General features: G+C 60.9%; 21 protein-coding genes. 13 read left to right on the plus strand and 8 right to left on the minus strand.

Annotated elements, in window-relative coordinates:
- The first annotated feature begins 83 nt into the window (after window positions 1-83).
- Window positions 84-1,307 (plus strand): porin, encoded by a 1,224-nt coding sequence (locus KHO30_RS24915; RefSeq protein WP_211702652.1) that lies wholly within the window; start codon window positions 84-86, stop codon window positions 1,305-1,307.
- Between the two features lie 28 nt (window positions 1,308-1,335).
- On the opposite strand, the gene KHO30_RS24920 is transcribed toward KHO30_RS24915, so the two are convergent.
- Entirely contained in the window at window positions 1,336-2,040 is a 705-nt protein-coding gene (locus KHO30_RS24920; RefSeq protein ID WP_211702653.1) for a TetR/AcrR family transcriptional regulator, read from the minus strand.
- A 286-nt stretch (window positions 2,041-2,326) separates the two neighbouring features.
- On the opposite strand from KHO30_RS24920, the gene KHO30_RS24925 reads away from it, so the two are divergent.
- From KHO30_RS24925 to KHO30_RS24955, 7 genes are all read left to right on the plus strand, one after another.
- Window positions 2,327-3,532 carry an alpha/beta hydrolase gene (locus tag KHO30_RS24925; protein WP_211702833.1) on the plus strand — a complete coding sequence of 402 codons (1,206 nt, stop codon included), beginning with the start codon at window positions 2,327-2,329 and terminating at the stop codon, window positions 3,530-3,532.
- Between the two features lie 26 nt (window positions 3,533-3,558).
- Window positions 3,559-5,253, plus strand: a complete 1,695-nt coding sequence (locus KHO30_RS24930; RefSeq protein WP_211702654.1) for an AMP-binding protein — start codon at window positions 3,559-3,561, stop codon at window positions 5,251-5,253.
- A gap of 5 nt (window positions 5,254-5,258) precedes the next feature.
- Entirely contained in the window at window positions 5,259-6,128 is an 870-nt protein-coding gene (locus KHO30_RS24935; RefSeq protein ID WP_211702655.1) for a VOC family protein, read from the plus strand.
- Entirely contained in the window at window positions 6,125-7,282 is a 1,158-nt protein-coding gene (locus KHO30_RS24940; protein ID WP_211702656.1) for an FAD-dependent monooxygenase, read from the plus strand. Before KHO30_RS24935 ends, KHO30_RS24940 begins: the two co-directional genes overlap by 4 nt.
- The gene (locus KHO30_RS24945) at window positions 7,279-7,752 is read left to right on the plus strand and encodes an acyl-CoA thioesterase (protein ID WP_093633115.1); all 474 of its coding nucleotides are present in this window, start codon (window positions 7,279-7,281) and stop codon (window positions 7,750-7,752) included. The genes KHO30_RS24940 and KHO30_RS24945 overlap by 4 nt, the downstream gene beginning before the upstream one ends.
- A gap of 117 nt (window positions 7,753-7,869) precedes the next feature.
- Window positions 7,870-9,132, plus strand: a complete 1,263-nt coding sequence (locus tag KHO30_RS24950) for an MFS transporter (RefSeq protein ID WP_211702657.1) — start codon at window positions 7,870-7,872, stop codon at window positions 9,130-9,132.
- Between the two features lie 327 nt (window positions 9,133-9,459).
- Window positions 9,460-10,368 carry a PTS sugar transporter subunit IIA gene (locus tag KHO30_RS24955; protein WP_211702658.1) on the plus strand — a complete coding sequence of 303 codons (909 nt, stop codon included), beginning with the start codon at window positions 9,460-9,462 and terminating at the stop codon, window positions 10,366-10,368.
- A 40-nt stretch (window positions 10,369-10,408) separates the two neighbouring features.
- Here the strand turns inward: KHO30_RS24955 and KHO30_RS24960 are convergent, their stop codons facing one another.
- Window positions 10,409-11,626 (minus strand): FAD-dependent monooxygenase, encoded by a 1,218-nt coding sequence (locus KHO30_RS24960; RefSeq protein WP_200619887.1) that lies wholly within the window; start codon window positions 11,624-11,626, stop codon window positions 10,409-10,411.
- Window positions 11,627-11,798: 172 nt separating this feature from the next.
- Between KHO30_RS24960 and KHO30_RS24965 the strand changes: the two genes are divergently transcribed.
- Window positions 11,799-12,755 (plus strand): LysR family transcriptional regulator, encoded by a 957-nt coding sequence (locus KHO30_RS24965; RefSeq protein WP_200652244.1) that lies wholly within the window; start codon window positions 11,799-11,801, stop codon window positions 12,753-12,755.
- Window positions 12,756-12,772: 17 nt separating this feature from the next.
- On the opposite strand, the gene KHO30_RS24970 is transcribed toward KHO30_RS24965, so the two are convergent.
- Entirely contained in the window at window positions 12,773-13,390 is a 618-nt protein-coding gene (locus KHO30_RS24970; RefSeq protein WP_244864128.1) for a glutathione S-transferase family protein, read from the minus strand.
- A gap of 39 nt (window positions 13,391-13,429) precedes the next feature.
- Window positions 13,430-14,197, minus strand: a complete 768-nt coding sequence (locus KHO30_RS24975) for an SDR family NAD(P)-dependent oxidoreductase (protein ID WP_200652243.1) — start codon at window positions 14,195-14,197, stop codon at window positions 13,430-13,432.
- Between the two features lie 207 nt (window positions 14,198-14,404).
- On the opposite strand from KHO30_RS24975, the gene KHO30_RS24980 reads away from it, so the two are divergent.
- A complete protein-coding gene (locus KHO30_RS24980; RefSeq protein ID WP_093633109.1) occupies window positions 14,405-15,337 on the plus strand; it encodes a LysR family transcriptional regulator in 933 nt (310 codons plus the stop codon).
- A gap of 35 nt (window positions 15,338-15,372) precedes the next feature.
- On the opposite strand, the gene KHO30_RS24985 is transcribed toward KHO30_RS24980, so the two are convergent.
- Window positions 15,373-16,329 (minus strand): LysR family transcriptional regulator, encoded by a 957-nt coding sequence (locus KHO30_RS24985; protein WP_200652242.1) that lies wholly within the window; start codon window positions 16,327-16,329, stop codon window positions 15,373-15,375.
- A 131-nt stretch (window positions 16,330-16,460) separates the two neighbouring features.
- Here KHO30_RS24985 and KHO30_RS24990 point away from each other — a divergent pair, with 131 nt between their 5' ends.
- Window positions 16,461-17,291: a class I SAM-dependent methyltransferase gene (locus tag KHO30_RS24990; protein WP_200652241.1), complete on the plus strand. Its 831-nt coding sequence runs from the start codon at window positions 16,461-16,463 to the stop codon at window positions 17,289-17,291.
- 70 nt (window positions 17,292-17,361) lie between these two features.
- Window positions 17,362-17,883: a hypothetical protein gene (locus KHO30_RS24995; protein ID WP_200652240.1), complete on the plus strand. Its 522-nt coding sequence runs from the start codon at window positions 17,362-17,364 to the stop codon at window positions 17,881-17,883.
- Window positions 17,884-17,917: 34 nt separating this feature from the next.
- Here the strand turns inward: KHO30_RS24995 and KHO30_RS25000 are convergent, their stop codons facing one another.
- Window positions 17,918-18,691 (minus strand): SDR family oxidoreductase, encoded by a 774-nt coding sequence (locus KHO30_RS25000; RefSeq protein WP_200652239.1) that lies wholly within the window; start codon window positions 18,689-18,691, stop codon window positions 17,918-17,920.
- 131 nt (window positions 18,692-18,822) lie between these two features.
- Here KHO30_RS25000 and KHO30_RS25005 point away from each other — a divergent pair, with 131 nt between their 5' ends.
- On the plus strand, window positions 18,823-19,743 hold the full coding sequence (locus tag KHO30_RS25005) for a LysR family transcriptional regulator (protein ID WP_200652238.1): 921 nt from the start codon (window positions 18,823-18,825) through the stop codon (window positions 19,741-19,743).
- 64 nt (window positions 19,744-19,807) lie between these two features.
- Here KHO30_RS25005 and KHO30_RS25010 read toward each other — a convergent pair whose 3' ends face one another.
- Window positions 19,808-21,493: a phospholipase C gene (locus KHO30_RS25010; protein WP_200652237.1), complete on the minus strand. Its 1,686-nt coding sequence runs from the start codon at window positions 21,491-21,493 to the stop codon at window positions 19,808-19,810.
- Window positions 21,494-22,013: 520 nt separating this feature from the next.
- Window positions 22,014-22,931, minus strand: coding sequence for an AraC family transcriptional regulator (locus tag KHO30_RS25015; RefSeq protein ID WP_200652236.1), 918 nt, complete (start codon window positions 22,929-22,931; stop codon window positions 22,014-22,016).
- Window positions 22,932-22,994: the final 63 nt, after the last annotated feature.

A 22,994-nucleotide genomic window follows, 5' to 3' on the forward strand; every position in this document is an offset into this window, starting at 1 on the left:
CACACGCTCCGCGGATCACGAAGCCGGATTCGCCAAGGTCACGTCAATTATAAATAGTATGACTAACAAAATTGGAGATGCAGATGAAGAGCTGTTGCCTGGCATTGCCGCTTGCGCTTACCTGTCTGGCTGCGCACGGACAAAGCAGCGTGACCCTCTATGGGATCATCGATCTAGGTTTGACCTATACAAATAGCGCACAGACCGGGAAGGTGGCCGGACGCCCTGTCGGTGCAAGTCAGTTCGCCTTAACGGATGCGCACGCCACAGGTCTTAGCGGCAGCCGGTGGGGCTTGCGCGGAACGGAGGATCTGGGTGGCGGGCTAAAAGCGATTTTCGTGCTTGAAAACGGTTTCTTCGCCAACAACGGAACGCTGGCGCAAGGCGGCGCCGAGTTCGGCAGGCAAAGCTGGGGTGGGTTGTCGTCGCCGTATGGCACCGTGACCATCGGACGACAATACGATCCCTACATCGAATTCCTGCAACCGCTTGCAGCCTCCGGGACTTTCGCAGGCTACATGGGCTCCCACCCGGACGATCTCGACAATCTCACCAACACGAACCGCACCAATAACTCGATCAAATTCACGACAGTGAAATACGGCGGCTTCAGTGCGGGCGGCCTTTACAGCCTTGGTGGTGTGGCAGGGAATGCAACGCAGAACCAGATCTGGTCACTCGGTGCCGGCTATTCAAATGGCCCTGTTTCGATCGCAGCGGGTTACTTCAACGCACGCGACCCGAACGTGTCCCTTTACGGCAATACACCGAACAAGGGCGTTGCGACGGTAAACAATATTGGCTCGTTTGGCTCCGCGACGAGCGCAGAGTCTATGCCCGTCTACGCCGGTTACGCGTCGGCCAAAACGACCCAATTCGCCGGTGCGGCGCTCGCCTATACCGTGGCGAGCACGACAATCGGCATCGTCGTTACCAATACACGCTTCGAGAATCTGGGCTCGACTATCGGGCCGAATCCTCTTAAATACACCGGCAACGCGAACTTCACGAACGCGGAGCTTAGCGTACGCGCTTACGTCACGCCGGCTTTGCTCGTCGGCACCGCGTTCGATTACACCAAACGCAATTCGGTCAACGGCGACGGCGGCGCCAAATATCTGCAACTCGATTTCGGCGCTATCTACAGTCTCTCGAAGCGCACCGATCTTTATGCTCTGACGGTCCTGCAACGCGCGACGGGAGTGGACTCGCTGGGACAGGCATCGGTAGCGAGTATCAGTGGATTCACGCCGTCAGCCACCAACAGCCAGATCGGCGCGCGGCTTGGCATCCGGCACAAGTTCTAGGCGCTTGCGGAGAAGGCGGCTTGCCGCCTTATCTTGCCTTTTTCTTGCTGGCTGGTCGCACGGATGCGGCCTTCAGGGTATTCGTATTCGCCCATTGCTCGAAACCGTCGAGCAACAGCCGCAAGCCCTCCTGGAAAGCCTTGTCGGAGTCGAGCGATGCAAACGCGGGACCCACCGCAGTGGCCGCCGGGTAGCGCTCTCGCGAAACGCTGGCGAACTTGTCGAGAATGAAACCCTTGTGTTCGGCTGGTGCCTGTCGGCCGGCCACGGCGACGCTGCTCGCGAGCAGGAACTGGGCTAGCAGGTGATAGGCGAGCGCCGCCGAATCGGTCGTGAATCCGCCCTGCAGGAATGCTGAAACGATGTGGTCGAACAGCACCATGCCGTAGTCGGTCTCGCCGGCGGGCACCTCCTGAAACAAGCGAAAGCGGTTATGCGACACCACGTACAGGCTGATGCCAGGCCATTCTGTCGCGAGCGAAAACGTGACGTCGGAGATACCCTCGACGTCAGCTCGCCAGTCCCCCGTCAGTGGGGCGAGCCTTTCCACGCGCTCCCGATAGTACTTGTTCAGCACCCCGGAGATGAGATCGTCGCGGCTGCCCAGGTAGTAGTGGATCAGGCCCGGGGCGACGCCGAATTCCTTGGCGAGCTGGACCATCGATATCTGGTCGAGTGACATGCGCTTCGCCATTTCAGCGGCGCGGTCGATCAACACGTTGCGCGAGAGCATCGGCTCGGCGCCGATCGGAGATTCGACACGTGGAGGGCGCCCTCGCCGACGCGGCGTTGCTTCCGTTTGCAAGACTGGTTTTGCTTTTCTTTCCATGCTGTTGTGCGAGCGTTCACGCGGGAGATTCAGTGTCGTGCAAGCTTACACGCAATATTTAATTGACACTATATCAAATAAAGCCTAACCTAATTGATAGGGGTGTCATTTAAAGGAGATGGGCGTGGAACAGGCAGTTCTTCCTCAGGTCACCGCGGGCCTACGCGGTGCAAACTGGGATCCGGCGCTGATGCGCCGGCCCTACACAGTGGTCCCGTATTCGCTTCAAACCGCCGACGGTCAGGCGACACTCGGCTTTCTCTTCACGAGAACGGGCAAGGAGACGTGCGTGGTCTCGATCATGCATCCGCGGGAAATGTCGGTAACGCACTACCTTGTGCCGACGATTCTCGACGCGGGTTGCGCATGCTGGGTGCAAGGCCCGCGCTCGATCGGAAACGACCTGCGCCTGGAACATGAGATTGCTCTGTTCGATGTCGCGGCCGGGATGTCGCATCTTCGTCAGTCGGGGTATGAGTCAATCGTCATGCTGGGCAATTCCGGCGGTGCGGCGCTCTATGCCTTTTATCATCAGCAGGCGATGCTTCCCCCAGAGCAGCGGATCGCAAAAACGCCGGGGGGCCGGCCGACCGGCCTGGACAAGCTCCCCATGCAAAGTGCCGATGGATTCGTATTCGTTTCGCCCCATCCGGGCCAGGGCGCGCTTCTGATGAGCGGTATCGATCCCAGCGTTATCGACGAAAGCGATCCGATGGCGATTGACGAGTCACTGGACCCGTTCTCGGAAGCCAACGGATATGACCCGCGAACCCGCCAGGCGCGATATTCCCCGCAGTTCGTGAGTCGCTATCGGGCGGCGCAGCGTCAGCGCGTAGAGCGTATCGACGGCATCGCTCGCGCACTGATCGAGCGGAAACAGCAGGCACGCGCGCACGTGAAAACCGGCTCCGCAACCATGAACGACAGGCGCCTTGCTGCCTATGCTCCGATTTTCCAGGTCTGGCGAACGGATGCGGATCTTCGGTCGTGGGACATCAGCATGGATCCGTCCGATCGCGTGACCGGTTCGCTTTGGGGTAGCGATCCCTTTACTTCGAATTGGGGAAGCGTGGCTTTCGCTCGCACGGTGACGCCGGAATCATGGCTTTCGACATGGTCCGGCATCTCGTCGAATGCGTCGCTCGAGAAATGCGCGCCCTCCATCAACCGCCCGATTTTGCTGATTGAATATACGGGCGATCAATGCACCTTTCCCGCGGACATCGACGCGATTTACGCATTGCTCGGCAACGACGACAAGCAGCGCGTCCGGGTGAAAGGAAATCATCACGGCATGGCGCTGGCGCCCGACGAGGAATCGGGGCGTGTGGTCGCCGGACGCGTTATCACGGCCTGGTTGAAGAAGCGTTTCGACCCAACACAAAACAACGCATAGGCCGCGGAGGAAACATGGAGGAAGTCATGCAAAGGCAAATGTATCGGCCACGCACCGCGCTTGAAGGCGTACGTTACCAGGACCCGGCGACGCTCGAGCGCTACGTAACCCAAGGTGTGTTGCCCGAGCAAAGTCTCGCCGCGGCGCTGCGCGAAGCATTTGAAAAGCACGCTGACCGGATGGCGCTGCTCAGCCCGGAGGGAAACATCAGCTATCGTGAGCTGGATGATCTGACCGACCGGTTCGGTGCTTCGCTGCTGAAGATGGGCGCGCGGCCACTCGATCGCGTCGTCATGCAATGCGGCAACTGCAACGAGTTGCTGATCGCATTTTTCGGCTGCCTGAAAGCGGATCTGATCCCGATATGCGCGCTACAGGCATTCCGCCGTCATGAGATCTCGTATCTGGCCAATCTGGCCGCTGCGCGGATTCATCTGGTCCAGGGCGATGATCCGAAATTCGACGACGTCGCGTTCGCCGAGGAAATGCAGTCGGTAGCGCCCGGTCTTTCCATCGTCGTTCAGGCACGAGGCGAACAGCGCGGCATCGCGCAGACGCTCTGGTCCATGATAGCCGGTATGCCACGCGATGAAGCTCGTACGTATCTGTGGGGCGTCGACCACGACCCCTATCAGGCGGCTGTTTTCCAGTTGTCCGGCGGCACCACGGGCGTGCCAAAAATCATTCCCCGCTTTCAGAACGAATATCTGCTGAACATGCGACTGGTGGGTGCGTGGAATCGGTACACCCAGGACGATGTCCTTTTCATGCCAACACCGCTGATGCACAACATGAATATGGTGTGCTTCTTCGGCCCCATCCTGCTCACGGGAGGCGCCGTGGTCGTTTGTCCCGACATCGCGGAGCCTACGTTGAGGCAAGCGATCCGTGACTATGATCCGACCTGGTATGGTCTCGCCGGCCCGATTTACTCGCGCATTGCCGAAGAACTCGTGGCCGCGAGGCCGGACGTGAAACTCAAACGCAAACTGACTGCGCCGAAGAATGCCTCGGGTCTGTCGACGGCTTTGGGCTCGCCGTGCTATCACATCTTCGGCATGACCGAGGGGGTGATCATGTTCGCTCGTGAGGGCGATCCGCGCTACGTACTCGATGAGTCCGTCGGCCGGCCGGTTTGCGAATGGGACGAAGTGAAGATCGTCGAGCCTGGCACTGAAGACGAAGTCCCGGATGGCGAAGTCGGCGAGGCGTTGTTTCGCGGCCCGTACACGATTCGCGGCTACTACCGGTCCGAAGAGCAGGACGTCCATCGATTTACCGCCGACGGGTTCTATCGCTCGGGTGACCTGATGAAGGCCGAGGTCATAGAAGGCCAGCGCTACTTCTTCTTCCGCGGCCGCACCAAGGACGTGGTCGATCGCGGCGGCGAGAAGATCAACGCCGAGGAACTCGAGAACCTCATCAACCGTCACCCAGCAGTGCTGGCCTCAGCCGTGGTCGGCATGCCTGACCCGGTGTACGGCGAGCGCGTCTGTGCGTTCGTCGTGCCGCGCCTGACGGGCGCCACGATCGGGTTGTCCGCGCTCACAGCCTTCCTGGAACAGGAAGGCGTCGCAAAGTTCAAGTGGCCCGAGCGCATCGAGAACGTTTCTGAGTTTCCGGTCACCGCATCCGGAAAGCTCAGCAAAGTGCTGCTTCGTAACGGACTGATTGAGCGGCTTCAGGCCGAACAGTCCGCCAGCAACGTTTCCAACGGATAAATGTCATGACCCAAAGTTCTTTGAATAGTCTTGCGCAACCGGTGCTGCGCGGCGTCCATCACACTGCTCGTCCTACCTGGAAGCTCGAAGAGACCGTGCATTTCTATCGCGACCTGCTCGGCCTTCCGTTGTTGCATGCCATCTCGGCACGCGGCTGGGGGCCGGTGGATCACGCCGACTTCCTGCACTTCTTTTTCGATAGCGGTAACGGCAGCACGATTGCGTTCTTCTACTACATCGGCACTGAGCAACCTGCACATCTCGAACCGTCCGAGCACTATCAGAGCCGTGCGACGCACACGGCATGGCAGGTCAAGGATGATGGGGAATTGAAGGCTTGGCGCGACCGGGTCGAGGCCGTCGGCATACCGCTGCGGTATCAGGTGCGTCATGAAGTGATCGAATCGATCTACTTCAACGATCCCAACGGTTATCCGATCGAAATCACGTACCAAACCCGGCCGTTCGACGCGGCCGACGCCAATGACGCAACCCGTACGATCGAAGCCGCGATCGATCAAGAACGTGCGGCTGCAGCAGGCGAAGCGTTCCCTTCGATCGATGCAGTATGGCAACGGAAGGGCGGCGCGCTCGACGCATCGGCCGCGGCGACAGATGTCGCGTCGATTTTTGTGCTCGACGTGCCTGAGTTTCGCCCGCTTGTCGATGTCGCGTCCAAAGACGCGAGATACCGGACGTCGGCAGTCGACGGCAATTACATCCGCATTGATGGCAATCCCGCCTTGCAATTCTCGCGCAAGGAACTCGGTTTCAAGCCGGCCGTCTGGTACGGCGCATTGACCGGGGGCTTACGCGGGCACATCGAGCGTTTCGATGCTGACCTACTGGTCATCGAACCGTCGGAGCGGCCATGAAAATCGATATCGTGGGCGGAGGCCCGGCGGGCCTGTTCCTTGCCATTCTTGTCGCCCGCAAAGTGCCCGGCGCGCAGTTGCGCATCTACGAACAGAACCCGCGTGAGGCGACCTTCGGCTTCGGTGTGGTACTGGCCGACGCAGGGCTAGCAAAGCTCAACGACGCGGCCCCGGATGTCTGCGCCGACCTGGTCGCCGAGATGACGTTCAGCGCGCGCCAGACAATCGTATCGAGCGGGACGCCGATCACCGTGCAACGTCCCGGGCAGGGCGGCGGCGCCATCCCCCGCATCGCCTTGCTGTCGGTTTTGCAGCGATACGTGGAAGACCTCGGAATCGAGATTGAGTACTGCTCGCGAGTCGATGATATCGACGCACTGGACGGCGATCTGATCGTCGGTGCCGATGGTGTGAACTCACGCGTGCGAAGCGTCGCTGAGGAAAGTTTCGGGACTTCCCGCTATTCGCTCGCGAATCACTTTGCGTGGTACGGCGTGGGTCGTGCGTTCGAGTGTCCGGCGCTGATATTCCGCAAACATGCCGGCGGATACTTCGTCGCGCACTACTACCCGTATTCGGATTCGATGAGCACGTTCGTCGCCGAGTGCGATCACCGCACATGGATCGATCTCGGCATGCAGGCGATGACCGACGATGCCCGCAAAGCGCTGTTCGAGGAAGTATTTGCAAACGAACTATCAGGCGATCCGCTTATCTCGAACAATTCCAACTGGCGCCAGTTTCCGGTGATACGCAACGCGAACTGGCACGCGGGCAACCGGGTGCTGATCGGCGACGCACTCGCGAGTGCCCATTTCTCAATAGGCTCGGGCACGCGCATCGCCATGGAAGACGCCATCGCACTCGCCGAGGGAATTGCGCTCCATCCCGACAATGTCACCGCAGCGCTGGCGTCCTATGTCGATCTGCGAGAACCTCGCAAGCGCTCGTTGATCGAGGCGTCCAAGGCATCGTTCGAGTGGTATGAACGCATTCGCGAGTGGATGGACGGCTATTGTCCGCACGAATTCATCTATCAGTTCATGACACGGACGGGACGTGTGGATGGATTGAGGCTTCGCGACCAGTACCCCGAACTGTTCAAGGAGTTGGAAAACGCCGGCGTCGCGGTTGAGGTGGAGCGCCTGCCATGATCCACAGCAGCGAATACGTATTGAGCGATGAGCCCTTCGTGATCCGGCGGACCGTACGCTGGAGCGATTGCGATCCCGCGGGCGTCGTCTATACCGGCCAGTTCTCGACGTATGTGCTCTCAGCCGTCAGCCTGTTCAGCGACCACATGGCGGGTCGTGCCGGCAAGTCGCTTGGACAGGCACACGGGGTGGGCACGCCTTGCCGGGGCATGTCGCTCGATTTCATCAAGACGCTTTGGCCGGGCGACGAGATCGATATCGAATGTTGGATCGGCGAGATCCGCACGCGCTCGTACGACATCCACTGTCACGCTTGCACGCTGAATGGCGAACCGGTTTTCGACGCACGTTTTTCCCCCATTTGCGTGCGCACCGATGTGCGCGTGGCGACGGACATCCCCCCTTCTTTGCGTGCCGTTCTCAGCCGGCACGCCCGAATCACACCCGAATTCAAAGAAGCGCAGACATGAACCATCGCATTGCCGGGCGCGGGTGTTTATCCCGGCGATGACAGCGGGCTTTCATGCGTCACGGAGCGGCGCGTGCGCAAGACACGCGTCCAGACAAGAACTACGTGGAGACAGACAATGACACAGCACGCAACGGAAGCAGGCGGGCGGCAGATATATATCGCGACCGTGATTGGCGTCGCGCTCGGCATGGCGTTCGGCTTTGCCGCCATCTTCATTTCGACCAACGGCGTGTTCATACCAGCCGTTGTGCGTGATTTTCACTGGGGACGTGCCCAGGCAGCAGAGTCTTACGCGGCATCCATGCTCGGACTTGCAATCGTCAGTCCTCTCGTGGGCACCCTGATGGACCGCTTCGGCGTGAGGCGTGTGGTGTTGGCATCAGCGTTCGTCTTCGCGCTGGCACTTGCGTGCATGGGCTTGCAGGATGGGCATCCGGTCTGGTGGATCGTGCTCTCGCTCGTGATCGGCATGTCGGGCGCCGCGACCTCCGTTCTCGGCTATCTCGCGATATTGCCGCAGTGGTTTGATCGGCGGCTGGGCCTTGCCATTGGCCTCGCAATGGTCGGACTAGGGATCGGGACCATCGTGATGCCTGCCCTGTCGCAGTTCCTCATCACCGGCATTGGCTGGCGTGGTGCGTATCAGGTGCTCGCGGGCATGTCGCTCATGGGCGCACTGATGGCGTTCGCGCTGACGAAGGAGAAGAAGGGGTCCGGCACGACAACGCGCGAGCACGCCAGGGACGTGAATGTCGGCGATGCCTCACCCCACGCCGGTACGAAGCTGTTGCGCATTGCCGTGATCTTTCTCTCGGCGTTTCTTGCCTCGACGGCGGTACTGTCGCTTGGCCCTCATCTTCCTGCTCTTCTGATCGATCGCGGCATATCGGCTCACGATGCGGCGCGCAGTGCCTCGCTCGTAGGATTCGGCATTCTCATCGGCCGGCTTGCGTCCGGCATGCTGGTGGATCGTGTGCACGCACCGATTGTCGCGTGCCTCTTCTTCGCAGCCGGCGCTACCGGATTTGTTCTGCTAAAGCAGTTCGAAAGCTACCCCAGCGCACTGTGTGCCTCGGTGCTCGTCGGGCTTGCAGTCGGCGCAGAGGGCGACCTTCTCTCGTATATGGTTCGCTCGTATATCGGTCTGAAACGCTTCGGCCTGTTTTACGGGATCGCGTTTTCGGGCTACGCATTTGGCGCCGTGTTTGGACCGATCGCAGTCGGGCGGTATTTCGACTTGCGGCACAACTATGGACTACCGCTGCAAGTCGCGCCGTTTCTGCTGCTTGCCTCCGGCGTTCTGCTGCTGTCGCTTGGCAGTTATGTGAAGCCCGGCACACGGGTTGGCGGTGCCCTGAAACACGCGGCGGCCGACTGACCTGTTAATGCGGGAGCCCTGCGTACTGGAGGGCGTTGATGTGGGCTTGTGGGTCTCGGATTGATACAGGGCAGCACCTTTATACTCGACGCTCATGTGCGTGTCGGCCGATTGAGCAAGGTTCTGAGAGGCTATCCGTTAGATCCTCGCCCTGTGTCCATTGTGTATATGCCCAATCGAACCAGGCCAAAACGGGTCGACATTTTCATCGACTGGTTAGTCGATTTGTATTCGGTTCATCTCGACGACTAATTTCACCCAGTGATTTTTACGCCAAGTTGATGGCGATCCGGCTAACCTGATAGCAGATAACGCATAGGAGCCGCTATGACTCGCGCGCTGGTTGGTCTACGGACTCTTCTCGGACTGCGTAAAACGCTGCCCCATGGCCGGTCGCGGGCCGCACCCGGCCGCAATGTGATGATGCGCGTCACCCTGGACGCCCAACACGCCACGCCGTTGCGCCAGGCGCTGATCCGCGATTGCGGCGATCAGCAATGGACCATTCGCGTTGCGCCGCTGCACGGAACGGGCCGCGTGCGGCTATCGCTCTACTTGCCCAAGGAGGCAGTCAACGGCGCAATGCAACGCCTCGCGCATCTGGCGCCGGCCGCCGAGGTGGGGCAACTGCTTGAAATTCCCGATGCGCCCACGGAGGCCTGGCGGGATTTGATGGATGGCGGGCCGCTGCCGCGCGCCGACTCGCCCGCCGATGACGCTGAAGCAGCCGAAAAAGGTGACACCCTTGCGCAACTGCTTTCGCCACATCATGTTCTGCTTGGTCTGAACGTGGCTGATCGGGAAACACTGTTTGCCCAGTTCGGCCGTTTCTTCGAACAGCACTATGGACTACCGGCAACGTCCGTGACTGCGGGGCTCGCTGCACGTGAGGCGCTAGGCTCGACTGGCCTCGGTCAGGGTATTGCCGTTCCGCACGGTCAAATACGAACGCTGCGTCAGGCCATGGCATTTTACGTTCGGCCCGTGGAGCCAATTCCGTTCGATGCTCCAGACGGCAAGCCGGTGAGCGACGTGGTCGTGCTGCTCGTCCCGGAATGGGCGAACAGCACGCATCTGCGGCTGCTGGCCGATGTCGCGCAGCGCTTCTGCGATCACCGGTTCCGCGAACTGCTGCATGGCTGTCTCGATCCGCGGGCAGTGTGCCAGTTGTTCGCAAGCTATGAGGAGGCGGATAGTGCGGAGCGCGCCACTCCGCACAGTGATTACGCCGCGTAGCGACTTTCACACGCGCAGGAATCGCTTAAGCGGCGCTTGCTCAAAGCCACGTACCACCTTGCCGCTCACTCGGCTCCTCAGTGAGCGCATCGAAATCGTGAATCCAGTCCAGGTGGTTCAGCACGCTGTCGCGCGCGCCGAGGCGGGCGTTGCGGGCCTGCGCGGCCGGCCCGTCGGGCAAATGCAGCACATCCGCCGTGGTGATCGACGCGTACTGCACCTTGCGCGTGCGGCCCCGGCGCAAGCGCTCGTAGGCTTCCTGCGCCTCGCGCCAATTGCCTGGACCCGCAGAGCCCAATTGAGCGGCCAGCACCACGGCATCTTCAATCGACTGATTAGCGCCCTGGCCGTGATGCGGCACAAGCGCATGCGCGGCATCGCCGATCAGCGTCACGCGGCCTTTGCTCCAACGGCCGAGCGGAGGACGGTGGAACAATCCCCAACGCTGACTGATTGGCACTGCCGTAATCATCTGCACGACGGCCGGATGCCAGTCCTTGAAGAGGCGCAGTTGTTCGCCTTCGCTGGCGGGCATGACCCACTCGCGTGACGGCCACGGCGATGGATGACGCTCGACCAGCAGGAAATTCTGGTCGCCTTTGTCGCCGATGGGATAGTGCAGCAGATGGCCGCCGGGTCCGACCCAGAACTGGATGGTCTCGGGATCGGGCAGCAGGTCCATGCGTTCAGCCGGCACCACGCCGCGAAAGCCCGAGCAACCCGAATACAGTGCGTCGTCATAGCCAAGCATCCAGCGTCGCGTGATCGAGCGCGCCCCGTCGGCGCCGATCACGAGGTCGGCGTCGACATGCTGACCGTTATCGAACGCCAGACTCACGCGATCCGGGTGCTGCACGAGATCGACCAGCCGATGGCTGAGCTTGATGCGCTCAAGGCCGACAGCTCTCGACAGCACAGCCTGCAGATCAGCACGATGAATGCCCCAGTACGAGCCGCCGAACAGCTCGCGAGAGCTGGGCGTGCCACGATGATGACCGATGACCGCGCCGCTGCGTCCGTCGCGATAGACGAGGCCCGGCACCTCCGCGCACACCTTCTCGAAGTCCGCACGCAATCCCATGCGTTCGTAGAAGCGCGTCGCGTTGGCCGAGAGCGCGACGGCCGCGCCCACTTCGCGCAGCTCGTCGGTCTGCTCGTAGAGTTGCGCATCGATTCCGCGCTCGCGCAGCGCGAGCGCAAGCGTAAGGCCGCCGACGCCGGCGCCGACGATCGCAATCTTCAGATCCATCTGCTTCATGACTGTGTCTCCAATATCCAGATTTATGGTGTGGGCCGCCATGGCATTTCCGGACGCCATGTCGAATGCGGGTGCCGTGTCAGTATTTTCAGCACTAGACCTTCATTCCTCAATAAGATGAAATGAATCTGCTTCATCACTGGATTGAATGAGACCTGGACATGCGTGAGTTATGGAACTGAGCGAAATCGACCTCAATCTGCTGCTGCTCTTCCAGCGGCTGATGCAGGAACGGCGCGTGGCGACCGTCGCCGAGCAGATGAACATGAGCCAGCCCGGCGTCAGCAACGCGCTCGCCAAGCTGCGCCGCCGGCTTGGCGATCCCTTGTTCGTGCGCGGGCCCGGCGGCGTGGTGCCCACGCCGTTCGCGCTGCGTCTGGCGGAACCGGTCTCGCAGGCGCTCGCCACGCTGCACGCCGCACTCAATCCGGTGACGGGTTTCGATCCGCTGCGCGCGATGCGCACCATGACGATCGGCATGACCGATATCGGCGAAGTCGTTTTTCTGCCCGCGCTGCTCGAACGACTGTCGCGCGTCGCACCGGGCGTCGCACTTAATACCGTGCGCGATACAAGCGTCAATCTGAGCAACGAGATGGCCGACGGCCGGGTCGATCTGGCGATTGGCTTGCTGCCGCAGCTCAAGGGTGGTTTCTATCAGCGCCGTCTGTTCGATCAGCGCTATGTGTGCCTGTTCAGGCGCGGCCATCCGCTCGAGGACGCGCCGCTCACGCTCGCTGCATGGCGCGAAGCTGAGCATCTCGTGGTCGTGGCGGCCGGCACGGGGCACGGGCAGGTGGACGAATGGCTGAAACGGCGCGGCGTACGGCGTCAGGTGCGGCTGACGGTGCCGCACTTCATGAGCGTGGGCTACATCCTGCAACGCACCGATCTGATCGCCACGGTGCCGGAGCGGCTTGCCCTTCAACTGGCAACCCCTTTCTCGCTCAGCCTGCGCGCGTTGCCCATGACGTTGCCCGCCGCGCCGATCCATCTGCTCTGGCACACGCGAGTCCAGCAGGACGAAGGCAATCGCTGGCTGCGCGGGGTAGTGATCGATCTGTTTGCGGACACGACAACGCCTGTCCGCAAAGCAGGGGGCAGCAAAAGAAATAGCACGCGCGGCTGAGGCCGCGCGAGCAGTCCCTATCCTTTGAAAGGCAGCGTACTGGAGAACGCTTCCATCTCCATCGCGCGTGCGGCCAATCGGGCAAGCTTGGGAAAAGCAGCCGGATGCACGACGTCGGGCATAAACGCCAATGATGCGGATTGCCAGGTAATCACGACCATCACATCGGCTTGAGACAGCGCATCGCCCACCAGCCAGCCATTACCGGCTCTCGACTCGAGCATCTGAAATCCCGCCAACGCCTGCTCGCGCAGCGATGAGACGATTGTGGCGATCTGATGCTCGGGCGGGCGGATCGACTCGTCATACATATCGCTGAGCTTTCCGTAGATCGCGGATGCGATACCGATGAACTGCAAGGCGTCGCGCCGATTCACGCCGGAGGGTGCAAGCAATGCGCGTTCTGCTCCAACTTCTTCATGCAGATATTCGATGATGCCTGTGCTGTCGTAGAGAACCGCGCCGTCATCGAGCGCAAGCGCCGGCACCTTCACCATCGGGCTGTAAGGGCGGATAAGATCCTGCTGCTCGTAGGCGTGATAGGGCAGATGCTCGAACGGTATGCCAAGCAGCTTCAGCGTGATGCCGACCCGGCGGGTATAGCCGGAAAACCATGGACCGATAAGTTTCATCATTGACTCTTCGAAATGGACTGTGTTGGGGTTCGCGATTGTTTAGAACGCTTCTTTGAAGGGGCGCAGATCGAGCTCGTGCGTCCACGCGGAACGGTGCTGGCGGTGAAGCGACCAGAAGGCATCGGCGATGGCGTCGATATCGAGCAGTCCATCGGGGCCTTTCTGTTGGACATGCTCAGTGAAGCGCGTATGCACGCGTTCTCCATCGATGCCGCCGTCGATCACGACATGGGCAACGTGCAGCCCGAGCGGGCCGAATTCGCGCGCCATGCTTTGAGCAAGCATGCGCAAGCCGGCCTTGCTTGACGCGAAGTGGGCGAAGTTTGGTAAGCCTCGAAGTGCACCCGTCGCCCCGCTGAAAAGAATCGACCCTCGGCCCAGGGGTACAAAGCGCCGTGCGGCTTCGCGACCCACGAGAAAGCCGCCAAAACAGTTGAGCCGCCAGAACGATTCGAAGACGTCCGCTTCCATCGTCCGCAGATCCAGAGGCTGGTTGTTGCCTGCGTTGTAGGCAATGAGGTCGGCACTGCCGCCACGCTCGTCTGCTTGCATCGCGACGTCGAACAAGCGGATCACATCCGCTTCGTTCGTCACGTCCATGACGACTGTGCTCGCCGAGCCGCCTGCCTCGACAATGCTCTCGCGCACCCGTTCGATTTTCGCTTCGGTGCGTCCCGCGATGACGACATGACGCCCCTCGGCGGCGAATCGACGAGACAGGCCCGCGCCGAGCCCTTGCTCCGGCCCGACTCCGATAACCACCGCCTTTGGGCGGTCCGAGGCATGCGTTTCTCTAGCGATAGACATGAATATTTCCCTGTTCAAGATGAACTTCGGCGCAGCTGCGAAAGCAGGTCGAACGATCTGGTCCGTTCGAGGCGCCGTTGAAGTTCGTGTGGCGATGGGTGAACGATACCGAGAACGCGCAGGCGGATAAATCGCTGCTACGATTCCACATTGTTTCTTCAGTGAAACAATCAGGCAGGCGGGGATAGGACAGCGAGGAGTCGTACCGTGGACAAGTTTCACGCCATGCAGGCGTTCATTCGAGTGGTCGAAAGCGGCACCTTCACCAAGGCTGCGCAGGTGCTCGACTTACCGAAGACGGCCGTCAGCCGTCTGATTGCGTCGCTCGAAGTCGAACTGGGCACAAAGCTGCTCAACCGCACGACGCGCAAGGTCTCGACAACAGCGGACGGCGCCGCGTACTACGAGCGCGCGCTGCAGTTGATGAGCGATCTCGCGGAGCTCGAGGGCACGATGTCGCGCGCGAAGACCAACCCGCGAGGACGCTTGCGTGTCGATCTACCTGTGCCATTAGCTCTTTCGGTGATACTTCCCGCGTTACCGGCGTTCGTCGAGCGTTATCCGGACATCGAGATCGAGTTCGGAATCAGCGATCGTCCGGTCGACCTCATTGCAGAGAACGTCGACTGCGTCGTGCGCGCGGGGGAAATCTTCGATCAATCACTCGTCGCGCGGCAGATTGGCGCCGTTAAACAAATCCTGTGCGCGACGCCAGCGTACTGGGACAGGCACGGACGGCCTTCGCATCCATCTGACCTCGAGCATGGCCACGTCGTCATTCGAACCATTGCCTCGCGAACCAATCGACCCTTTCCGATCGTGGTGACGAAAGATCGTGAACGTGTGGAAGTGCAGAATCGGCGCGGACTGACCGCCAACGACATCATGGCGTGTTTGACCATTGGCCTCGCGGGTCTCGGTGTCGTCCATGCGTTGACGTTTTCCGCCACAGCACACCTTCAAAGCGGCGCGCTCGAAGCAGTTCTGAGCGACTGGGTATCGGATCCCGTTCCTGTTTCTGTTGCCTATCAGCCCAATCGACACCTGAGCGCGAAAGCTCGCGTGTTCATCGATTGGCTCACCGAACTGTTTGCGAACAACGAATCGACTGCTAAGGGCAAGCGCGTCGCAAAGACGTAACGGATGTCACGCGTTGAAGGGATGCATCGCCGTAGCTACGTCGACGAGGGAAGACCGGGATCTGATGTGACTTCGCTTTGGCCTGCCGGGCGGCTCTTCACATGATCAATGAAGGCGCGCAGCTTCGGTGTCATCTGCCGGCGGCCTGGATAGTAGAGAAACACCCCCGGCATCACCGGCGCGAATGGCTCCAGCACGTGTACCAGTTTTCCCGTTCTCAAGCCTTCAGCGGCCATCGGCTCAGGTAGCTGGGCAAGGCCCATACCCTCGACTGCCGCGCCAAGCATGGTGGAAAAATCGTTGGCGATGAGAGGGCCGGATACGGCGATCTCGATCGCGTGGCCGTTGTCGTTGAATGACCATAGCGCGAGCGCGCCGCTGGATCGTCGCCACCGCAAGCATGCGTGCTGGCGCAGATCGTCCGTGTGCCTGGGGCGGCTGCGCGCTGCGAAGTAAGCGGGGCTACCCACGACGATGAGACGAAACGGTGGCGTCAGCGGTACGGCGACCATGTCGGCGTCGACGAACTGACCGAGTCGGATACCGGCGTCGAACCCTTCCTCTGCAAGATCGATCAGCTCCTTGCTGGTGGCGATCTCCACTTCGACTTCGGGATAAGCCTGGCAGAAGGATGCGACAAGTGGTTCCAACAGGATCGGCACCACGGCACGCGGCACCGAAAGACGCAACAACCCGGTGGGCCGTTGACCCAGTCCGCGCGCAACCTCGCTAGCAGCGACAAGCTCGTCGAAGGCAGGCTTTGCGTGCGAAAGAAACCGTTCGCCCGCTTCGGTCAGGCCGACACTACGCGTGGTGCGTATGAAGAGCGCTGCGCCAATGCGCGCCTCAAGTACACGCACCGTCTGGCTGACGGCGGACGGTGTCACTCCGAGTTCCGCGGCTGCCCGGCGAAAACTGCGATGCTGGGCGACGCTCAGGAACACCTCTACGCCATCGAGCGCGCCTTGCCTGACTGTGAAGTTCTGCTTCATAGCCCGTCAACATTGTGATGAATAGTCGCTCGCGAGAGGCCATGGTACACCTACGCCTGTAGATGGGGGGGCATGCCGATGTCGACTCGCAAGCCCTGAACAATCCGCTAAGACCGTGGAGGAACTCCGCAATGACTGATGCACTTGATGGCGTGCGAGATCACTATCGCGCGACCGGCCTGACCGAGCGGCTGAAGATGGCGCTCACGGTCTTTGGGCCGGAAGATCAGCGGCTCACACCGCAGCAACTGGGCGCTCTCGACCAGTTTCACACACGTGGGCTTGCTGCCACCACCGAGCTTGCCAACTTGGCCGGGATCACCGCCGATATGTCGGTGCTGGACGTCGGTTCGGGCATTGGCGGGCCGGCCCGTTTTCTGGCTGCATCTTATGGCTGCCGGGTGACGGGCATCGACCTCAGCGAACCATTCGTGGATGCCGCACGCTATCTCACCCGGCGCACAGGGCAGAGCGAACTGGTTTCGTTCCATACCGCCAGCGCGCTGGAACTTCCCTTCGAAGGCCGCCGTTTCGACGCCGTATTGCTGCAGCACGTGGCGATGAACATCTCCGAGCGCGCGCGTCTTTACCGCGAGATCGAACGCGTGCTGAAGCCATGCGGCAGGTTTGCGACGTTCGACGTCGTCGCAAACGGCAGCGAACCGTACTACCCCGTTCCCTGGGCGCGAACGCCGACAACAAGCTTTCTTCTGACGGCCGATGCGACGCGCGAAGCGATCGAACAAGCAGGTTTCCACACGCTGGCATGTCAAAACGACACCGAGGCCGCCAGGGCCTGGATCACCCAACAGGGCGCGTCAGGCCCGCCGCCCTCGCCAAATCTCGGCGTGGTGATGGGGCCGGACTTCGCAGAGCTGTTCACCAACCTGGCGCGAAATCTCCTGGACGGCCGACTCGGCATTCTCACCGCGGTGTTCGAGGCCGCATCCACGAAGCCCTGAATTCACCTGTAGAACCGCTGATCTCCTTCCTATCCTTCAACGCGCCCGACAACACCTGACTGGAGGCAACATGTCACCGGAACTTATCTTCCAAACGCAGCTTGTACTGGGCTATGTCGCCTGGCTGCTTTGCTTTCGCGTCTACGTCTGGCCGAGGCTCAAATCGATGGATCCATTCGAAGCGCAACGCGCCATCGCCACCTTGCATAGCTTCCGTTTCTTCGGACTGGTCTTCATTCTGCCGGGCGTCGTCAGTCCCGATCTGCCTGCCAGCTTCGCCGCGTTCGCCGCATACGGTGACTTCGCAACGGGCGTTCTGGCGATGCTTGCGCTACTCGCAGCAGGAAGACGACCGCTCTTCTGGTTGTTCGTCGTGGCCTTCAATCTTGTGGGAACGACCGACCTCATCGTCGACTACTTCCACGCTATCCAGGCCGATCTTCCTGCGCGAGCAGGAGAATTTGGCACTACGTACGCGATTCCGATCATCTACGTGCCTCTGCTGATGATCACGCACGTTGCCGCCTTCTATCTGCTGCTGCGTTCCACGTCTAAGGCGGCGCCGAGCTATTGGTCGTTCCGTAAGTCATGAAGCTGGCCGCTTACCTGGTCGCTTATCTGGTTGCTTATTTGGTCGTATAACCGCCGTTGATCAGAATGGTCTGCCCCGTAATCCACCACCCATCGCTGACCAGATGGCGGACGAAGGGCACCACATCCCCCGGATCGGTCAGCCCAGTCGTGGAGAACGGTGAAAGTGCGGCGGCGGTCTTGTGATAAGCCACCGCGTCCGCGCCTTCGGCGGGATAGAAGAACGGCGTGTCCATGGGGCCGGGTCCGATGGCTGTCACCGAGATGCCCCGCGCGCCGAATTCCTTGGCCGCCGCGCGCGTGAAATGTTCGACCGGCGCCTTGGTGCCTGCATAGGCCGCGTAAAACGGCGTGAACGCGCCAAGCAGCGACGTGACGAGCGTCACGATCTTGCCGTTGTCATTGACGTGCTTGCCGGCCTCTTTAAGGAAGAAGAACGCAGACTTGGAATTGACCGCCGTCATTTCATCGTACTCAGCCTCGGTGATGTCCACGAATGGCTTCTTCAACACCTTGCCTACCGTATTGATCGCAATATCAGGGCGGCCGACGGCGGCGACGACATCCGAGAACAGCTTCTCGATCGCGCCGGCCGATGTCAGGTCGGCCTGGAATGCGACCGCCTTCGCGCCCGTTGCTTCGATCGCGGCCAGTGTCTCGTCTGCCGAAGCTTTCGAGCTCGCGCTGTTGTAGTGGATCGCCACTGCCTTGGCGCCCTGTGCCGCGAGATCCCGCGCAATCAGTCCACCGAGATTCTTCGCCCCGCCCGCAATCACGACGGTTTTGCCTTTGATGCTGTGGTTTGCCATGGTCCATCCCCAGTACCGAAGCCGCCCGATGCAGCCTCTCATCCTGCTGGATGATATATTCCAGGAAAATCATTTAAACCTACTGTTTCTGACATCACTGGTCAGAAAAGTCGAACAGTGGAAAAGGGCCCGTGGATCGTATTGACCTGTTTCGCGTGTTTGCACGCGTTGTCGAATGCGCGAATTTCACGCGCGCGGCGGACACGCTCGGCCTGCCTCGCTCGTCGGTATCCGCGGCGATTCAGGAGCTGGAAGGGCGGATCGGCGCCCGGCTGCTGCATCGGACAACGCGCAAGGTGTCGCCGACCCAGGACGGCGCCGCGCTCTATGAGCGCTGCCTGCGTCTGATCGCCGATGTCGAGGAGACCGAGAACCTGTTTCGGCAAACATCGGTAGGACCGAGCGGCGTGTTGCGCGTCGATGTGCCGGGCCGTATCGGCCGGCTGATCATTGCACCCGCGCTGCCGGAATTTCTCGTCGCGTTTCCGAACATCGATATCGAGCTCGGCCTGACCGATCGGGCGATCGACCTTGTCGAAGAGCGCGTCGATTGCGCGCTTCGCGTTGGCAAGCTGCAAGATTCCGGCACGATTGCGCGGCCCATCGGCAATCTGCCGTTGATCAATGTTGCGAGCCCACTCTATTTGTCTCAGCGCGGTACGCCTCGTACGCCCGGCGATCTGGCGAGCCACCAGGCCGTTCACTATGCGTCGCCATCGAGTGGACGTATCGCGCCATGGGAATGGCTCGATGGCGAAACCGTGAGGACGTTGACCACGCAAGGCCGCGTGAGCGTCAACAGCGCCGAGGCGTATATCGCGTGCTGCCTTGCGGGACTCGGTCTGATCCAGATTCCTGCCTACGATGTGCAGCAGCATCTACGTGTCGGCGAACTGATCGAGGTGATGCCCGAATACCGGGCTGCGCCGATGCCGATGACCTTGCTCTATCCGCACCGGCAGCATTTATCGCGCAGAGTTCAGGTGTTCGCCGACTGGCTCGAGGCGCTGTTGAAAGGGCAACTCATTGGCGATTCAGGCCGAAGAAAATGAAGCAGCCCGGCGATAGCGGGCTGCGGCGCAAGACATTCATCGTCGGAAGGACAAGCGTTACGCGTCAGATGGATGGAGGCGTCTTGACGGGCAAGCCAGAGGTCGGATCGAGGTAGAGCTTGCTCTCCCGGTGCTCATCGTGGCGGCGGTTGAAATCGAACATACCCGTGATGCTGCCCGCCTTCGCGTCGAACGAGCCGCCTCCGATCCGGTTGCCATCAAGCCAGTTGTCTTCGATGAAACGCACTACTGACGACTGATCGATCGGCGTATGGTCGATGTAGTTCTGTTTCGCCCATGGCGAAATCACAACAAACGGAATGCGAGTACCGGGACCGCACCGGCCGTTCACCGGTTTGCCATTTAATCCGTCGGGTCCGGTGCCTGAGCCGCAAATTCCCGGACCGGTCAACTGATCCGCGACTGAGTCGAACGAAGCGCTCGTCGGCAGCGCGTATGCGTGGTCGTACCAGCCGTCGGAGTCATCCCATGCCAGGATAACGGCCGTGTCACGCCAATCCGGTTGCTGTTGCAGGAAGTTGACGACCTTCGTAACGAACGCCTGCTCGTCAAGCGGGTCCGAGTACCCGGCGTGACCGTCCTCATAGGCAGGCGCCTTCAGGAAGCTCACCGCAGGGAAATTGCCAGCTTGAACAGCACGATAGAAATCGTCGATATCGTACTGGTGATTCGCGGGATCGACGCTCGAGCGATGTGCCCCGTAGGTATGCCCAATGGCCGACACCGAACTGGGCCGCAAATGCTGGGGGTTTGACGTCGACGCGTAGTACTGGAACCAGTTGTGGTGCGGAATGTAGTCGGCCGTGGCGGCGCCGACCACTTGCGACGTCGTGCTGCGTTTGCACCCTGTCGTTCCGTTGCTGTTCGTGGTCGACAGATTGAAGCCACCCATGAAGCCGCCCCACGAAATGTTGCGCGCGTTGAGCAGGTCGCCGATGTTCTTACCAGTCATCTGCGCGGTATCGGTGGTACTCGAGCACAGGTCGTTGGCGGGATCGACGTCGTTGATCATCGTGAATCCGCCTTGGCCGTCGTTGACGTAATACGAGCCGGCCGTCGAGGGCTGCTTCGAGGTCAAGACGACTTTCATGCCGTTGGTCTGTCCCGAGACGACTTCGAGCGCACCTGGCGTCGACGGACCATATGTCGCTGTATAGGCGTTATCGCTCATCGCGAAGTTCTGCGCGTAGTTCCAGAGCGCCGTGACCGTATTGCCGTCGTAGTAACCCATCACCTGGCCGGCCGTGCCGAACGCACCGGCGCCGCCTGTGGTGCCGTTGCCCGTGTATTTCGGAAAGAGGTCGACCTTGCCGTTGTCGTATGCCTGCTGCTCAGCCGTGTACGCATGGTTCTGGTCGGCTGTGGCCGCCTGCGTGCGATCGAGACGGAACGGGTTGGCAGCGCCCGCGCTATTGGCGGCGTTCGTATAGTTCGGGTTGGCCGTCAACAACGTGCCCGATAAGCCGTTTAGCTCTGGCGTGCCGGCTTGCGCTGCAAACGCAGGTTCTCCAGACGGATTTGCCGCATGCGGGTAGGTCGCGAAGTAGTGATCGAACGACACGTTCTCCCCGTAGATCACTACCAGATGCTTGATGGGTGTGGCTGTATGGACTTCATCCCGCCGGGAGCCATGCTGGTCCCCGTCGTGGTCTTCGCTGGCGCTCCATGCAGCCGTCGTCGCAAGAGCGACAGCCGTGAACGAGATAACGGTAATCCGACGCCAAAGCATTGTGTGGCTCCCAGTAGTGTTACCCAAAGATAATCGCGGTGCCGGGACGGCTTATCTAACCTGCTTCACAACGCTGATCCGATCTGACAACAGGGGGCCACGCGGAGGTTGCATTACAACAAGCGCCAACCATTCAATCACGCACGTATGAATGATTGGCGTCAGGAAGCTTTCATGTTGTTTCGATTCGCGATCTGCGTATCGGGGAGCCAACTCGAATCTCGAGAAGGCGCGGGCATCAAAGGGTGGAAAACTCGCGCCCAGGTTCGGGCTTGGCTTCCCTCATGAAAGCTAGTCCTCTGGCTGTCAGACCGCAAAGTCGATGCGGCGTCCTATTACCGCGCGAGCGGTTTCAGTCCTTCGACCCGTTGCCGCCGTTCCACTCGTCAAACGCGAAGGAGACAAGTGAACACCCCGCCGCCGACCGAGCTATCTGGCGATGGCGCAGCATGTACGCGTGGGACATGATTGAGCCAGGGACACGCGTGTCCAGATCCGGAAGGAACCTCTTTCCGTCGTCTTACGCGCCGTTCGCGGCAGCCTGCTCCTCGCGCGCATACTGGGTAGGTGGCCGGCCGACGTGCCGCGTGAAGGCGACGCTGAAGGTACTGGCGGAGCTGTAGCCAACGCGCTGCGCAATCTCGGCGACACGCCCTTCGTTGCGGCGCAGCAGGTTCTTCGCCAATGCCATGCGCCACGTGAGCAGGTATTCCATCGGCGCGACGCCGACCGCGCGGCTGAAGCGCTCGAAAAAAGTCGAGCGCGAGAGCGCGGCCTCCTTTGCGAGCTCTGCAACGGTCCACGCGTGCGTTGGGTGTTCGTGCATCTCTCGGATCGCGGCGGCGAGGCGGCCGTCGGCGAGTCCGCGCACCAGGCCCGGTGACGCGCTCGTTCCTGCTGTGGACCGCAGCGCCTCGATCAGCAGTACTTCCAGCAGTCGTGAAAGCACGACCTCGCGCGCGGGCCGCTGCTCGCGCGTTTCCTCTCGCACAAGTTGCACGAGCGTGGCTAGCCGCTGTTCGCCGCGAACATGCACGAGTTGCGGCAGCAGCGAGACCAGTAGGGTCGCATCCGGTGAACCGAAGCTGCAGTGGCCCGCCACCATTCGTAAGTCGATCGGGCTGCCCGGAGCGCCGATTCTGAATTCGCCGTTGCCCAGCGCGATGGGCGCCGCCGTCTCGACGCCCGGCGGTGGCAGCTCGAGACTGGACATCGCGACGCCGTACGCAGCAGGAATCAGGACGAAGTCACCCGGAAGCAGCTCGATTGGCTCGTGTCCGTCGATCGCGAGGCGGCACCCGCCCTCGAGGATCACGCAATAGAACGGCTGGCCAGCATCCGAGCGACTGATGCGCCACGGGCTGGCGCCGTGAACAAGTTTGGAAAACCGGGCATTCGGCTGCAGCAGCGTCACCACCTCCGCTAACGGATCGATCATCGCCGGACTCCTGCAAATGAAATTCGGATTATTGATTGTAGCAAGTACGACATCGGCGATCTA

Origin of the sequence: Paraburkholderia aspalathi (genome assembly GCF_905220735.1) — a bacterium.
Taxonomy (GTDB): Bacteria; Pseudomonadota; Gammaproteobacteria; order Burkholderiales; family Burkholderiaceae; genus Paraburkholderia; species Paraburkholderia aspalathi.